Genomic DNA, 13,920 nt, shown 5'->3' with positions numbered 1-13,920 from the left:
CGGTGAGGCGTCGTGCAGCCACATTAGCCAAGCTTGATGAAAGGCGCCATCGCGCGGTGCGTTTCGGCGTCACCCGTGAGACACGGCGCGCACATGAAAAAAGCGCCCCGGCTTGTGGCCGGGGCGCTTTTTGCTGCGTTGAGCTGTGCTGTGCGCGAACTCAGGCGATCGTCAGTTCGACGTCGATGTTGCCGCGCGTGGCGTTCGAGTACGGGCACACCTGGTGGGCGGTGTCGACCAGCTTTTGCTTCTGGTCGGCGTCCAGGCCGGGCAGCGTGATCGAGAGCTGGACGGAAATGCCATAGGCAGCGCCACCGTTCGTCGGGCCGAGGGAAACCTTCGAGTCGATGGCCACGTCTTCAGGCACCTTGACGCCGATCTTCGGGCCGACGGCCTTCATCGCACCGATGAAGCAGGCGGCGTAGCCGACCGCGAACAGCTGCTCGGGGTTGGTGCCGGGCTTGCCCGAACCGGGCGAGCTCAGCTTGACGTCGATGGCGCCGTCGCTGGACTTGCCTGCGCCGTCGCGGCCGCCGACGGTATGGGCTTCAGCGGTGTAGAGAACCTTGTCGAGCTTGGTGGTCATGGTGATTCCTTTGATGATGATGGTGATGGAGGAGGGTGAAAAAGCTGCTTCTCTCTTTTTTCGATCGAAGCGGGGAGAAAACCGGGGTGGCCCGTCGTCAGGCCGCTTTCTTGATGCGGTCGCGCAGCGACTGGATCTGCTGGGTAAGCGAAATCAGTTCGGGCACCGAGCACTGCGCGGCCGCCATCAGGCATTCGGGCACGTTGGCGGCGCGGGTCTTCAGCTTGCGGCCGGCGGCGGTGAGCGTGATGTGCACGCGGCGCTCGTCGGCCGTGTCGCGCACCCTGGCCACGTAGCCGCTGGCTTCGAGCCGCTTGAGCAGTGGCGTGAGCGTGCCGGAGTCGAGTGAAAGGCGTTCGCCGAGTGCGGAGACGGTGGGGCCGTCTTGCTCCCAGAGGGCGAGCATCACGAGGTATTGGGGGTAGGTGAGCTGCAGCTTTTCCAGGACCGGCTTGTAGAGGCGGGTCATGGCCAACGAGGCGGAATAGACGGCAAAGCAGAGCTGGTTGTCCAGCTTGAGCATTTCGTCTGAGGCATGTTGGGTAGGCATAGAGTGAATTGTAGCGTGCAATTCAATTGTGTGCAATGTAATGTTTTTGGCTTGCTTTTGAGTGTTTGTTTTCCGAGGCCGGGTCTCGCCCCGGCGGGCGACCTACTTTTCTTTGCTTCGCCAAAGAAACGTAGGCAAAAGAAAGGCGACCCCACTGTCTGCGACCCTTCGCTTCGCTGCGGGCAACCTGCGGTGCTCGGGTTTCGCGGGGTCTCGCAGAACTCGCTTCGCTCAAACAGCTGCGAGCCCTGATCCGCGAAACCCTGCGCTCCTCGGCGCATACAGAGGGGCTTGGAGACCACGCGGGCCTTTGCTTCGCTCGGCCACCAGGCCCCCGCAGGCGCACAGCGCCTGCGGGGGTTGGTATTGAGTTGGCTGTTGGACTTGGGGCCGAGCGGGAGCGAAGGCCGCCCGCTCCCACCCCTTCTGTATGCGCCGAGGAGCGCAGATGGAGGTGGGATCAGGGCCGCAGCTGTTTGAGCGAAGCGAGTTCTGCGGACCCCCGCCGGAGTCGAGCACAGCAGGTTTCCCGTAGCGAAGCGAAGGGACGCAGACAGTAGGGGTCGCCTTTCTTTGCTTACTTTCCTTGGCGAAGCAAAGAAAGTGAGTCGCCCGCCGGGGCGACACCCGGCCTCGGACAACAAAAAAAATCCAGCAACCAGCTACCCCCGAAACCTCTTTCGAGTCAGCCCCAAAGCAATCCAAAAAGCCACAACCGCATAAACCGCCAACACCACCGCATGCCGCCACCACCCCACAGGCCACTGATCCATGAACAACGGCCTCACCAGCGCCACCGCAGTAGTTAACGGCAGCCAAGCCGCCACGGCCCGAACAGCAGAAGGCAATTGCTCCAAAGGAAAGAACACGCCGCTCAAGAACATCATCGGCGTCATGAACAACGTGAAGTAGTACGTAAAAAAGTCATACCCCTTCGCCAGCGCATTGAAGATCAACGCAATGGATGAGAAGGTGATGCCGGCCCCGATCAGCACCATCCAGGCCACCACAAGTTTCGGACTGTGGCTGATCCCCAGCCCGAGCATCACGAACAGGATCGCGGTCACGGTGAAGATCGACTTGAATGCCGCCCACAGCATCTCCGCCAGCACGATGTCGTCGAGCCCGACCGGCGCGTTCATGATGCCGTCCCAGGTTTTCTGCACGTGCATGCGCGAGAAGGCCGAGTACAGCGCCTCGAAACTCGCGGCATTCATCGCGCTCATGCAGATCGAACCGCTCGCCAGAAACAGGATGTAGGGCACCCGCGTTCCGTTGACTGACACCTCGCCGACTAGCGCGCCCATGCCGTAGCCGAAGGCCACGAGCCAGATCAGCGGCTCGGCGATGTTGCCGATGAGGCTCGGTATCGCGAGCTTTTTCCACACCAGCAGGTTGCGCAGGAAAACCGGCCACCAGCGCAGCGAGAGTTCGGGCGCGCGCCATACCGAAGGCGATGGCGGCGTGCTGCCGAGGGCCGTAGATGGTGTTGTCGTCGTCGTAGCGTTCATGGATCAGCCCTCCTGGCGAATCTGCCGGCCCGTGAGCTTGAGAAAAAGGTCTTCGAGGTTAGCGGGCCGATGAAAGGTGCGCAGCCGGCCGTGCTGCGCCAGCGCATCGAGCAGGCGGCGCGCATCCTGCGTGTAGAAGAACACCGTCTCTCCGCTCACTTCCACGCGGGCCGCCATGGCCTTGAGTTCGGGCGACTCGGCCAGCGAGAGCGCGCCGTTGCCATACACCTCGACCACATCGGGCTCCAGGTGTTCGGCGATCAGGTCGCGCGGCCGTCCTTCGGCAATCTTTCGGCCGTGGTCGAGCACCAGCAGGCGCGAGCACAGGCGCTCGGCCTCGTCCATGAAGTGCGTGGTCAGGAGAATCGACTTGCCTTGCTGCAGCAAAACCTGCAGCCGCTCCCACATCAGGTGCCGCGCCTGCGGATCGAGCCCGGTGGTCGGCTCGTCGAGCAGCAGCAGCTTGGGGTCGTTCACCAGCGCACGCGCCAGCGAAAGGCGCCGCCGCATGCCGCCCGACAGTTCGCCCGGCTTCGCATTCGCCTTGTGCGAGAGGGCGGCAAACTCCAGCAGCTGCGGTACGCGCTCGCTCGCCTTTGCCTTGCTGAAGCCGAAGTAGCGGCCGTACACCACGAGGTTCTCGGCGCAGCTGAAGTCGGGATCGAGCGTGTCGAACTGCGAGACCACGCCAAGCTGCGCCTTGATGGCGAGCGCATCGCGCGGCATCTGCAGGCCCAGCGCCGAGATCTCACCGCCGTCGGGGGTGGTCAGGCCCAGGCACATGCGGATCGTGGTGGTCTTGCCCGCGCCGTTCGGGCCGATCACGCCCAGACATTCACCGGGCGAGATCTCGAACGACAGGTCGTCGACGACGGTGGTGTCGCCATAGCGCTTCTGAAGATGGCTGGCGCGGAAAAGAGGGATGGGCGAAGAAGAGTAGGAGGATGGCACGCGACCATTCTGGCCCAGGCGCGCGAAGCCTGTCGCCCGCGCTTCAACCGATGGACAACGCCGGAGAGTTCGGAGCAGCAGTCGGGGGGGCTACATCCGCATGCCGCTGAATTCGCTCTTCATCCAGTCGATGAACGCCCGCGTGCGCGCCGGTAGCAGCCGCGCGTTCGGGTAGATCACGCTCACGGGCCGCGGTGGCGGTTCGTAGTCTTCGAGCACCAGCTTCAACCGGCCTTGCGCCACGTACGGCAACACCTGGTACGAGAAGAAAGTGCCAAACCCCATGCCCGCGGCGCATGCCTCCACGGCGGGCGCGAGGTGGTTGAACTCGAGCCGGTTGCTAGGCGTCACGTTCACGGTCTTGCCGCGCTCGTGAAACTGCCACTGCGGCGGCGCGTCGATGCGGCCGCGCACGCAGGGGGCGCCGGCAAGGTCGCGTGGATGCCGCGGCGTGCCATGGTTCGCGAGGAAGTCGGGGCTCGCCGCCACCACGCGCCGGATGGTGCCGAGCGTCTGCGCCACGAGCGATGAATCCTGCAGCGGGCTGATGCGGATGCCGATGTCGATGTTTTCCTCCAGCAGGTTCACCGTGCGGTCGTACAGCAGCACGCTGCAGCGCACCTTGTCGTAGCGCTTCATGAAGCGCGTGATGGCCGGCGCCACGTACATATGGCCGAACAGCACCGGCGCAGTGATGGTGAGCAGACCCGCGGGCTCGTGCGCCTCGGCCTTGAGCGCAAGGTCCGCGGCATCGGCTGCGAGCAGCACTTCGCGCGCGCTGGGCAGATAGTGGCGGCCTTCCTCGGTCAGCGAGAGGCGGCGCGTGGTGCGATGAAAGAGTCGCACGCCCAGGTGCGCCTCGAGTGCGGCAAGAGAGCGCACCACCGCGGGCAGCGAACTGCCCATCGATTCGGCGGCGCGGGTCAGGCTCCCCTGATCGGCAATCTGCACGAAGGTCTGCATGGCTTTGAAGCGGTCCATGGCGCAATTAAACCGGAAAACGCAGCAGTCAAATCCAAGAATGGCTATTCATTCATTTGCCGCAAGAGAGAAGAATCGGGTCACGCCATCCACCATTCCAAAAAGGACCTCTCCATGAACGCCGTCGCCCGCCTTCCCGCACAACCCATCAAGCTCTACGGCAGCGCCATCTCCGGCCACGTGCACCGGGTGCGGTTGTTTCTCTCGATGCTCGGCCTGCCCTTCGAGAGCATCGAACTCGACCTCAAGCAGCGCGCGAACCGCACGCCCGAGTTCCTGGCGCGCAACCCCTTCGGCCAGGTGCCGGTGATCGAGGACGGCGAGGTCACGCTGGCCGACTCGAACGCGATCCTGGTCTACCTCAACGAGCGCTACGCGGCCGATCCGGCGGCCTGGATGCCGCGCGACCCGGTGGGTGCGGCGCGCGTGCAGCGCTGGTTCTCGGTGGCGGCCGGACCGCTTGCCTATGGCCCCGCGGCGGCGCGCGTCATGGCGCTGTTCGGCCGCGCCGACTCCGGCGAAGCCGCGACGCGCTCGCACGCGCTGCTCGCGGTGATGGAGATCCACCTGGCGCAGCAGCCCTTCCTGGCCGGCCCTTCCGCCACGCTGGCCGACATTGCGAACTATGCGTACGTTGCGCATGCGCCCGAAGGCAGCGTGTCGCTCGATCCGTATCCGCATGTGCGCGCCTGGCTGGCGCGCGTGGAGGCCTTGCCCGGTTTCGTGTCGATGGTGCGCACGCCGGTCGGACTCGCAGCGGCGGCATCATGATCGCCGCACCCTTCCACGCCGGCGAGCGCGCGCTGCAAGCCCAGACCGGCTGGCGCGATCGCATGGAGGCCGCGGGCCCGCGCGTGATGCGCGACTACATGCCTGACCAGCACCGCGAATTCTTCGCGCAGCTGCCGTTCCTCGTGTTGGGCAGCCTCGATGCCAGCCTGCAGCCCTGGGCCAGCGTGCTCGCGGCGCCCGCGGGGTTCGTGCATTCACCCGATGCCACGCACCTGCGCGTCGATGCGTTGCCGGCGGCCGGCGATCCGCTGGCCAGCCAGCTCGCGCAAGGCGCTTCGCTGGGTCTCTTGGGTATCGAGCCCCACACGCGGCGGCGCAACCGCATGAACGGCACGGTCGAGTCGCTCGATGCCACGGGCTTCATGGTCGAGGTGCAGCAGAGCTTCGGCAACTGCCCGCGCTATATCCAGGCGCGTGAGCCCGTGTTCGCGGCTGCGCGCAACAACATTGGCGCGCCGGTGCAGCGGCTCGACAGGCTCGACTTGGCCGCTGAGCGGCTCATCGGCAGCGCGGACACGCTGTTCATCGCCACGGCGTATCCCGAAGAAGCGGCCGCCGGCGACGATGCCGATGCAAGGTCGCACGGTGTCGACGTGTCGCATCGCGGCGGCCTGCCGGGCTTCGTTCGCGTCGACGAAGGCGGTGTGCTGACCGTGCCCGACTTCAACGGCAATCGCTTCTTCAACACGCTGGGCAACCTGGTGGCGCATCCGCGCGCGGGCCTGCTGTTCATCGACTTCGACAGCGGCGAGCTCTTGCACGTGGCGGCCACGGCCGAGATCGTGCTGGACGGGCCCGAGCTTGCCCAGTTCGAAGGGGCAGAGCGGCTGCTGCGGCTGCATGTCGACCATGCATTGCGCCGGCCTGCCGCGCTGCCGCTGCGCTGGGGCGATGCCGAGCTGTCGCCGCACCTGGCGGGCACGGGGCGCTGGGCTCGTCAGTGAAAGACCGGAATGCGCGCGTTGGCTGAAGGGCGGTAGCTCCAGCCGCGTTCGCGCATCGCATCGAGATCGGGCGCGCGACTCAGCAAAGCCTCGAGCCCCGCGGCCGCGAGCGTGCAGGCCAGCGCCTGCCCCGGACAGGCGTGCACGCCGTGGCCGAAGCCCAGCATGCGGCGCCGTGCGCGCACGAGCGTGAAGCGGTCGGGGTCGGGGTTGAACGCCGGGTCGCGATTGGCCGCCGCCAGCACGAGCAGCACTGCGTCGCCCGCCGCCAACGTCGTGCCTGCGATGGCGATGGGTTCAACGGCGAAGCGGCGCGTGTTCTGCACCGATGGGTCGTGTCGCGCGGTCTCCTCGACGACGGCCTGCAATCCGTCGCGTGTTCGCGCGACTTCACGCAGCGAAGGCTCGCGCATCAGGGCGATGAGGCTGTTGCCCAGCAGACCCGCCGTCGCATCGCAGGTTTGCGAGAGCAGACCGACGAGGTTGGCGAGCAGCGAACGCGAAAGAGGCGCGGCGGCATCGCTCTCGGCCAGCACCGCCGCGAGCAAGCTTCCGTTTCGCGGCGGCATGCCCGCGGCCAAGGTTTCGAAGCGCGCCATGAGTTCGTTCGCTGCGACGCTGGCGCCTTGCAACTGGTCGGCGCTGGAGAGCGGCGACAGGCAGGCGACGAAATCGCGCATCCAGCGGTCGACTTGCGGCAACGCGTCGTCGGCAAAGCCGAGCAGATGAGCCACCGCCCGAACCGGCATGGAGAACAGCGCATCCGACAAGGGTTGTGTGGGCACGCTGCGCGCAACCTGCAAGGCCGCCGAATGAACGGTATCGAGGTCCAGCCCGGCCAATGCGCGTTGCAGGGCGGGCCGGTGCGCCTGGTGCGCTGTGCCATCGTTCATGCGCACCAGATGGCCGAACACCTCACCGGCCGGGCTGCCCAGGATGGCGCGCGGCACCGGTTCGGCGGCCGGCCGTACGCGCAGCGCGCCGTGCGCGAGCAGCAGCGACTGGATGACGTCGGCGCGGCTCGCGACCCACGCGCGCAGCGTCTCGTTCCACACGAGCGGCGGACCCGCGCGGAGTTGGGCATAGAAGGGATAGGGGTCGGCATGCGTGGCGGCTGCGACGGGATCGAGAGGGCTGTCGGCGTAAGAAGTGGGGCAGGTGGGGCTCGAATTCATGTCCGCAGTGTGCAATCGAAGCTTCCGCCACACTTCGCCCGCGAACGAAGTGTGGATTGCGCCGGCGACTTACGATTGGCGCATGGACACGTCCTCTCCATCCTCTCCATCCTCTTCAACTAATGCCGATTTCCAGCTGGCCCGCCTGGCCGGCGCCATTGCCGAGCCCGCGCGCGCGCGCATGCTGAATTGTCTGATGGACGGCCATGCGCGCACCGCGACCGAGCTCGCTGCGGTGGCCGAGGTGGCCGCCTCCACCGCCAGCGCGCACCTTGCGCGCCTGAAGGAAGAGCGGCTGGTCGAGCTGCTGGTGCAAGGCAAGCACCGCTACTTCCGCCTGGCCGGCGACAACGTCGCGGCCGCGCTCGAGAGCCTCATGGTGGTGGCCGGCGCGCCGCGTGCCGCCGAGTTCAAGCCGAGCACCCCAAGCCGGCTGCGCACTGCGCGCACCTGCTACGACCACATGGCGGGCACGGCCGGCGTCGCGTTGCATGACCGGCTGCATGCGCAGGGCTGGCTCAGCGGACTAGAGAGCGGTTCGTACGAGCTCACGCCCGAAGGCGCGATCGCGCTGGAAAGCCTGGGTGTCGAGATCGACGCGGTGCGCCGCTCTCGGAGACGCTTTGCCTGCGCCTGCCTCGACTGGAGCGAGCGTCGTCCGCATCTGGGCGGCGCGCTCGGTGCGGCGTGGCTCCAGTTGTCGCTGCGCCGCGGCTGGGTGCGTCAGGCGCTCGACGGGCGCGAACTGACGCTCACGCCCAAGGCGCAGCGCGAGATGCCGGAGCTCTTCGCCTGAAAAGCGTCTTCAGGCCTTCAGCTTGAGCAGATAGATCATCGGACCGGCCATGGCGAGGTCCAGCTCGAGAAAGCTCTCGAAATCCTTGCCTGCCATCCAGTACGCATCCCAGTTGTTGCGCTTGATGGTCTTCTGCCAGACGTCGGCGGTGGTGGCGCGGTGCACGGCTTCGAGCAGCACGGCCTTGCGGTCCGCAGGCACCTTCTTGCCGGTGAGTACGCCGCGCCAGTTGGCAAGGTCGGCATCCACGCCCTGCTCGCGCACCGACGGAATGCCGAGAAACGGCCGCTTCGACGACACGCCAATGGCGCGCAGCTTGCCGCTGGACAGGCTCTCGCTGAATTCGCTGAAGCCCGAGATGCCCGCCACCGCCTTGCCGGTCGTGAGTGCCTCCACCACCTGGGCGCCGCCAGGGTACGGCTGGTAGACCAAGTTCGCGGCGTTGCCTGCCACGCGCGCCAGCATGCCGGCGTACATGTGGTCCACGCCACCCGCCGAGCCGCCAGCGATCACGGTCTTGGCCGCATCGGCGCGCAACTGGGCGATCAGATCCTTCGGCGTCTTGATGGGGGAGTCGGCTTTCACCGCCACCACCTCGTAGTCGCTGGTGAGACGCGCGACGGGCGCGACCTGTGCCATGGTGACGGCCGGCTTCTGCAGCGCCACCGCACCGACCATGACCATGCCGCTCATCAGCAGCGTGTCGGGGTCGGCATCGTATTTTTCGACGTATTTGGCCAGCCCGATGGTGCCGCCCTTGCCGCCAATGTTTTCGTACGCCACCTCGCCCGCCGCGCCCGAGGCCAGCAGCGCCGCGCCGAGCGCGCGGCCGGTCTGGTCCCAGCCGCCGCCTTCATTGGCCGGAATGACGATGCGCAGCTTCGAGACGAGTTGCGGCTCGGCTGCCCCGGCAGCACGCGGCCACAGAGCGGCGTGCCCGGCGCCCGCGACGGCGGCCGCGCCCGCCATCCATGCGTTGAAATTGCGGCGTGAAAGGCCCGCGAGCGACGAACGAGGCATTTTGTTTCCAGTTGTTCAGAACAGTAACTGAATGATCCACGCGAATTGCGTCGCCTGCCTACACCTGGAGGTAGGTGAAAACCCTAGGAAGTGCCAACTATTACTGAAAAGCGACCTCCGCGAAGCTGCGCAGCTTGCGGCTGTGCAGCCGTGTGGAGCCCTGTTCGCGAAGGATGTCGATGGCCCGCATGCCGATGCGCAGGTGCTGCTCCACGCGTTCGCGGTAGAAATGGTTGGCCATGCCCGGCAGCTTGATCTCGCCGTGCAGCGGCTTGTCGCTCACGCACAAAAGCGTGCCGTAGGGCACCCGGAAGCGGAAGCCGTTGGCCGCGATGGTGGCGCTTTCCATGTCCAGCGCCACCGCCCGGCTCTGGCTGAAGCGGCGCTGCGGCTGGTTTCCGGGCAAAAGCTCCCAGTTGCGGTTGTCGGTGCTCGCCACCGTGCCCGTGCGCATGATCTTCTTCAGGTCGGGCCCTTCGTAGCGCGTGACGTCGGCCACCGCTTTCTCCAGCGCGAGCTGGATCTCCGAGAGCGCCGGAATCGGCACCCACAGCGGCAGTTCTTCGTCGAGCACATGGTCCTCCCGCACATACGCGTGGGCCAGCACGTAGTCGCCGAGCTGCTGCGCGTTGCGAAGGCCCGCGCAGTGGCCCAGCATCATCCACGCGTGGGGGCGCAGCACGGCGATGTGGTCGGTGATGGTCTTGGCATTGGCCGGGCCGACGCCGATGTTCACCATGCTGATGCCGCTGCAGTCCTCGCGCACCAGGTGGTAGGCCGGCATCTGGGGCAGGCGCGGCGGCGCCGTGCCCTGGCTGCCATCGAGCAGGCCGCCGTAGTTGGTGCTTGCGCCCGCGGGCAGCCCGCGCCGGCGGGTGATCACGTTGCCGGGCTCGATGAAGGCGACGTATTCGCTTTTTTCGTCGGCCATGGCCTCGTGCCCCAGGCGCACGAACTCGTCGATGTAGAACTGGTAGTTGGTGAACAGCACGAAATTCTGGAACCACTCGGGCGCCGTGCCGGTGTAGTGCCGCAGGCGGTGCAGCGAGTAATCCACCCGCGCGGCCGTAAAGAGCGAGAGCGGCTGCGCCTCGCCGGCCTGCGCCTCGTAGGTGCCGTTGGCAATGCCGTCGTCCATCACGCCCAGATCGGGGAGGTCGAACACGTCGCGCATCAGCGCGCGCCGCTCCTCGCTCATCGTGCCTTCGATGTGGTCGTTCTCGGCGAACGAGAAGTGGATGGGGATCGGCTGGGTGCTGGTGCCGACCTCGATGTCGACCTGGTGGTTTTCGAGCAGCAGGCGGAACTGGTCGAGGTAGTAGCGCGAGAAAAGATCCGGCCGCGTGAGCGTGGTTTCGTAGCGGCCCGGTCCGGCGACGAAGCCGTAGCTCAGCCCCGCGTTGGCCGGCGGCGTATGGCGCGACACGGTGTGCGTGTGCACCCGCACGAACGGATAGCAGGCCCGCACCCGGCCCGGCAACGCCTCGCCGGCCACGAAACGCAGCATCGACTCGCGCAGGTGGGCAAGCCCGCCCTGGTAGATGGACTTGACCTGTTCGAGAGCGGCGGCGGCGTCGGTGAAACGGGCGGGAGCGACGAAGGTGGGCATGTAGGGCATGTCGGCATTGTGCAATGCCGCCGCGGCCTTATCAGTTCGTATCGCCGCGCCAATATGCGCGCAGCAACGATCCCGCCATGGCCGGCTCGCGCTGCAAGATGAGCTGTGTCTTGCGCAGCACCATGTCGCAATAGAGGGCTGGGTGCGCTTCGCGCCACGCGGGGTCCTTGGTGCGGATGGCGTCGTCGCCGAACTCGCCCTGCATCTGATCCATCACGCGCCGGTATTCCATCTGCAGCGCCTGCAGCTCGACGTGCGGGTCCTTGCGGTCGGTGTCGTGGCGCATGCCGGCCGAGGCGGAAGCGTAGACATCCGCGACCGCCTTCAGGAAGGCGGCATTGCCGGCCTCGTTCAGCACCGGCTCCGAGAGCGGATGCGGCCTTCCCGCGACGGGATGCAGCGTGCGAACGCACTTCTGCGGATCGGAGGCCTTCACCTGCTGCAGCACGTCGCGCATGAGATGGGTCCACATCACGGCCGTGGCCTGGTCGGCAAAACCCAGCCGCTCACGGGTCAGCGTTGCGAACACCGGGCGGATGCGCTCGAAGGCATCGGCGACGCTCGCGCCGCCGGCAACCTCCTTGCCGAGCGCCTCCCGCACCGTGATCAAGTCGCTCGGCGAGTATTTTTCGATGGCCTGGTACGCGATGTTCGCGTGGAGCTGGTCCTGGACCTTGACCTCTGGATTGATGCGCGACTGAACCGACGGCAAGCGGCTGATGCCCCAGGTTGCGGCCGCGAAGATGGCCAGGAACAACAGGAACTGCCGCACCAGGCTGCCGTCTTCCGGTGACTGGCCGCGGTTCGAGATGCCCACGACAACGCCGGCAATCGCCGCGCATATCGGCAACAGCATCAGCACGACGGCGTAGCTCAGCCACAGGCTGGCCTGCTGGCCGACAGGGATTGCGAACATGCTGTTGCCGCTCATCGTGGGCCGCCGGCTTTCTTCACGATGCCTTGGCGCCGAGCAAGCCCACGCGCCAGCCGGCGGCGCGCAGCAACCGGTTGGTCCTGGCACTCAGGTAGACCAAGGCGATCAGGTTCACCAGCGGAACGAATGCCAGCACCATGAACAGAACCTTGCCCGAGGTGCCATGGCCCAGCCCCGAGCAGATGCGCACGATGCCGAACAGGCTCACCGCCGCCGTGGCGATGTACAGCGCCGAGGCGATCAGCGGCGGGATCGATCCTCCGCGCGCGGCGGCCGACAGCACGAAGTTCGCGATGAGGCAGTAGATGACGGTTTTCTGCCCGCTGGCGACGAGCGACAGAGACAGCTCCTGTTCTTCGTACGGCTCGACGGATTCGCGGGCCGGTTGTCGGCTGCCCGGCCTGGGGCGGCCTCCCGCGGCGGAGTTGGGCGCAGGCGCCTCGGCGGGAAGGGTGCCAAGAATTTCCCAGCCCCGCGCGCCGAAGATGTACAGAAAATTCGATACCCGATGTTCGCTCGCCGCATGGTGCAGGCGTGATGCCATGCGCGCGAGTTCTTCGGTCGCAGCGCTGTCGCCGGCGTCCGCGAAGAACAGGCTGCCGCGCCGCGGGATTGCCGCGACCACGCCCTTGGGAAAGGCCTGCAGCTGGGTGCGCCAGAAGCCGCGGTCCAGCAGGTAGCTGGCGTCGGTGTCCGCGTTGCCGCGGCCGGTGAACTGGTAGACGCTCTGGCCGAACAGCGCATGCTTGGGCGCGCCGCGCGCACGGCGCGTGTTCACGGTCGCTTGCGTCATCGCGAGCTCGGGTGTGAGGTTCAGGCGTTGCAGGTCGGCCTCCTTGGCGACCGCCTGGGTGCCGTCGGGCGCCGTGAACATGAAGCGCAGCTGCATGTCGCCCAGGTAGTCGTAGACAGCCGGTGGGTCGTCGCCTGCGACGGCCGGCGCGCCCAGTGGCCCGGTGCGCTGCTCGCTCCCCTTGCCGCGCTGGAACGCGACAGACAGGTTTTCGCGCAGGCGAAGGGCGGAAACGCTCATGGCAGAGACCTTGGGGGCAGAGGGTTGGAGAACTGTGGGGCCGCGCGATTGTGCCCGGCTTCAGAACGTTTAACCTCGACGGCTTTCCCCTCAACAACCGCGAAAGGTGAAGCAATGAAGGTCGCAGTCATGGGCGCCGGCGCAGTCGGCTGCTACTACGGCGCCATGCTGGCGCGGGCGGGCCACGAGGTGGTGCTGATCGGGCGGGCCTCGCATGTGGAGGCCGTGCGCGCCAACGGGCTGCGGCTGGAGACAAAGGCTTTCGACGAGCAGGTAAAGCTCGACGCGAGCACCGAAGCGAGCGCGGTGCAGGGCGCCCACCTGGTGCTGTTCTGCGTGAAGTCCACCGACACCGAATCGGCCGCGGCGCAGATCAAGCCGCATCTTTCGCCCGATGCGCTGGTGCTCACCTTGCAGAACGGGGTGGACAACGACGAGCGCGTGCGCTCGGTGCTGACATCCAGCGACGTGGCCGCCGCGGTGGTCTACGTGGCCACCGAAATGGCCGGGCCGGGCCACGTGAAGCATCATGGCCGCGGCGAACTGGTGATCGCGCCTTCGCGCAGCAGCGAGCAGGTGGCGCAACACCTGGCCGCGGCCGGCGTGCCCACGCAGATTTCCGACAACGTGCGCGGCTCGCTCTGGGCCAAGCTGGTTCTGAACTGCGCCTACAACGCGCTATCGGCCATCACCCAGCTGCCCTATGGCGAGGTGGTGAAGGGCCAGGGCGTGGCCGAGGTCATCCGTGACGTGGTGGCCGAATGCCTCGCCGTCGCCAAAGCCGAAGGCGTCGCCATACCCGGCGACACCGACGCCGCCGTGCGCGGCATTGCAGAGACGATGCCCTCGCAATACTCATCGACCGCGCAAGACCTCGCGCGCGGCAAGCCGAGCGAAATCGATCACCTCAACGGCTTCGTCGTGCGGCGCGGCGAGGCGCTCGGCGTGCCCACGCCCGCCAACCGCGTGCTGTTTGTGCTGGTGAAGCTGCTCGAAAGTAAGCCGCGGTCCTGTTGAGGGGCCCATTCG

The 13,920-nt window shown here is 66.8% G+C and carries 14 protein-coding genes; 4 read left to right on the top strand and 10 right to left on the bottom strand.

The window, feature by feature from the left end; translation table 11 throughout:
* Positions 1-160: 160 nt before the first annotated feature.
* The 5 genes from BLR24_RS28935 to BLR24_RS28910 all read right to left on the bottom strand — a co-directional run bounded on the left by BLR24_RS28935 (position 161) and on the right by BLR24_RS28910 (position 4,579).
* Positions 161-586, bottom strand: a complete 426-nt coding sequence (locus tag BLR24_RS28935; protein ID WP_093023898.1) for an organic hydroperoxide resistance protein — start codon at positions 584-586, stop codon at positions 161-163.
* Positions 587-683: 97 nt separating this feature from the next.
* Complete coding sequence (locus BLR24_RS28930) at positions 684-1,136, bottom strand: MarR family winged helix-turn-helix transcriptional regulator (protein ID WP_093023896.1); 453 nt, start codon at positions 1,134-1,136, stop codon at positions 684-686.
* Positions 1,137-1,798: 662 nt separating this feature from the next.
* Complete coding sequence (locus tag BLR24_RS28920) at positions 1,799-2,647, bottom strand: ABC transporter permease (protein ID WP_093023894.1); 849 nt, start codon at positions 2,645-2,647, stop codon at positions 1,799-1,801.
* Positions 2,648-2,650: 3 nt separating this feature from the next.
* Positions 2,651-3,598, bottom strand: coding sequence for an ATP-binding cassette domain-containing protein (locus BLR24_RS28915; RefSeq protein WP_093023892.1), 948 nt, complete (start codon positions 3,596-3,598; stop codon positions 2,651-2,653).
* Between the two features lie 90 nt (positions 3,599-3,688).
* On the bottom strand, positions 3,689-4,579 hold the full coding sequence (locus BLR24_RS28910) for a LysR family transcriptional regulator (protein WP_093023890.1): 891 nt from the start codon (positions 4,577-4,579) through the stop codon (positions 3,689-3,691).
* A gap of 114 nt (positions 4,580-4,693) precedes the next feature.
* On the opposite strand from BLR24_RS28910, the gene BLR24_RS28905 reads away from it, so the two are divergent.
* Both BLR24_RS28905 and BLR24_RS28900 read left to right on the top strand, forming a co-directional pair.
* Positions 4,694-5,350 (top strand): glutathione S-transferase family protein, encoded by a 657-nt coding sequence (locus tag BLR24_RS28905; RefSeq protein WP_093023888.1) that lies wholly within the window; start codon positions 4,694-4,696, stop codon positions 5,348-5,350.
* Positions 5,347-6,315 carry a pyridoxamine 5'-phosphate oxidase family protein gene (locus BLR24_RS28900; RefSeq protein ID WP_093023886.1) on the top strand — a complete coding sequence of 323 codons (969 nt, stop codon included), beginning with the start codon at positions 5,347-5,349 and terminating at the stop codon, positions 6,313-6,315. The genes BLR24_RS28905 and BLR24_RS28900 overlap by 4 nt, the downstream gene beginning before the upstream one ends.
* On the opposite strand, the gene BLR24_RS28895 is transcribed toward BLR24_RS28900, so the two are convergent.
* Entirely contained in the window at positions 6,309-7,490 is a 1,182-nt protein-coding gene (locus BLR24_RS28895) for a cytochrome P450 (RefSeq protein WP_093023884.1), read from the bottom strand. The two genes, BLR24_RS28900 and BLR24_RS28895, sit on opposite strands and share 7 nt — an antisense overlap.
* A gap of 82 nt (positions 7,491-7,572) precedes the next feature.
* Between BLR24_RS28895 and BLR24_RS28890 the strand changes: the two genes are divergently transcribed.
* The gene (locus tag BLR24_RS28890) at positions 7,573-8,286 is read left to right on the top strand and encodes an ArsR/SmtB family transcription factor (RefSeq protein WP_093023961.1); all 714 of its coding nucleotides are present in this window, start codon (positions 7,573-7,575) and stop codon (positions 8,284-8,286) included.
* 9 nt (positions 8,287-8,295) lie between these two features.
* Here BLR24_RS28890 and BLR24_RS28885 read toward each other — a convergent pair whose 3' ends face one another.
* The 4 genes from BLR24_RS28885 to BLR24_RS28870 all read right to left on the bottom strand — a co-directional run bounded on the left by BLR24_RS28885 (position 8,296) and on the right by BLR24_RS28870 (position 12,891).
* Complete coding sequence (locus BLR24_RS28885; RefSeq protein ID WP_175543376.1) at positions 8,296-9,306, bottom strand: Bug family tripartite tricarboxylate transporter substrate binding protein; 1,011 nt, start codon at positions 9,304-9,306, stop codon at positions 8,296-8,298.
* A gap of 100 nt (positions 9,307-9,406) precedes the next feature.
* On the bottom strand, positions 9,407-10,924 hold the full coding sequence (locus BLR24_RS28880; protein WP_093023882.1) for an AMP nucleosidase: 1,518 nt from the start codon (positions 10,922-10,924) through the stop codon (positions 9,407-9,409).
* A gap of 31 nt (positions 10,925-10,955) precedes the next feature.
* A complete protein-coding gene (locus BLR24_RS28875; protein WP_139188814.1) occupies positions 10,956-11,840 on the bottom strand; it encodes a hypothetical protein in 885 nt (294 codons plus the stop codon).
* 34 nt (positions 11,841-11,874) lie between these two features.
* Positions 11,875-12,891 (bottom strand): DUF1444 domain-containing protein, encoded by a 1,017-nt coding sequence (locus BLR24_RS28870; RefSeq protein ID WP_093023878.1) that lies wholly within the window; start codon positions 12,889-12,891, stop codon positions 11,875-11,877.
* Positions 12,892-12,915: 24 nt separating this feature from the next.
* Between BLR24_RS28870 and BLR24_RS28865 the strand changes: the two genes are divergently transcribed.
* The gene (locus BLR24_RS28865) at positions 12,916-13,908 is read left to right on the top strand and encodes a ketopantoate reductase family protein (RefSeq protein ID WP_368086205.1); all 993 of its coding nucleotides are present in this window, start codon (positions 12,916-12,918) and stop codon (positions 13,906-13,908) included.
* The last annotated feature ends 12 nt before the right edge of the window (positions 13,909-13,920 follow it).

Origin of the sequence: Variovorax sp. OV700 (genome assembly GCF_900099805.1) — a bacterium.
Classification (GTDB): domain Bacteria; phylum Pseudomonadota; class Gammaproteobacteria; order Burkholderiales; family Burkholderiaceae_C; genus Variovorax.
This window is presented reverse-complemented; position numbering and strand designations above follow the sequence as displayed.

Bases quoted from the DNA above. Each gene is read 5' to 3' on its own strand.
- BLR24_RS28875 (WP_139188814.1), bottom strand. From the start codon at position 11,840: ATGTTCGCAATCCCTGTCGGCCAGCAGGCCAGCCTGTGGCTGAGCTAC.
- BLR24_RS28895 (WP_093023884.1), bottom strand. From the start codon at position 7,490: ATGAATTCGAGCCCCACCTGCCCCACTTCTTACGCCGACAGCCCTCTC.
- BLR24_RS28880 (WP_093023882.1), bottom strand. From the start codon at position 10,924: ATGCCCTACATGCCCACCTTCGTCGCTCCCGCCCGTTTCACCGACGCC.
- BLR24_RS28885 (WP_175543376.1), bottom strand. From the start codon at position 9,306: ATGCCTCGTTCGTCGCTCGCGGGCCTTTCACGCCGCAATTTCAACGCA.
- BLR24_RS28935 (WP_093023898.1), bottom strand. From the start codon at position 586: ATGACCACCAAGCTCGACAAGGTTCTCTACACCGCTGAAGCCCATACC.
- BLR24_RS28905 (WP_093023888.1), top strand. From the start codon at position 4,694: ATGAACGCCGTCGCCCGCCTTCCCGCACAACCCATCAAGCTCTACGGC.
- BLR24_RS28920 (WP_093023894.1), bottom strand. From the start codon at position 2,647: ATGAACGCTACGACGACGACAACACCATCTACGGCCCTCGGCAGCACG.
- BLR24_RS28930 (WP_093023896.1), bottom strand. From the start codon at position 1,136: ATGCCTACCCAACATGCCTCAGACGAAATGCTCAAGCTGGACAACCAG.
- BLR24_RS28870 (WP_093023878.1), bottom strand. From the start codon at position 12,891: ATGAGCGTTTCCGCCCTTCGCCTGCGCGAAAACCTGTCTGTCGCGTTC.
- BLR24_RS28900 (WP_093023886.1), top strand. From the start codon at position 5,347: ATGATCGCCGCACCCTTCCACGCCGGCGAGCGCGCGCTGCAAGCCCAG.
- BLR24_RS28910 (WP_093023890.1), bottom strand. From the start codon at position 4,579: ATGGACCGCTTCAAAGCCATGCAGACCTTCGTGCAGATTGCCGATCAG.
- BLR24_RS28890 (WP_093023961.1), top strand. From the start codon at position 7,573: ATGGACACGTCCTCTCCATCCTCTCCATCCTCTTCAACTAATGCCGAT.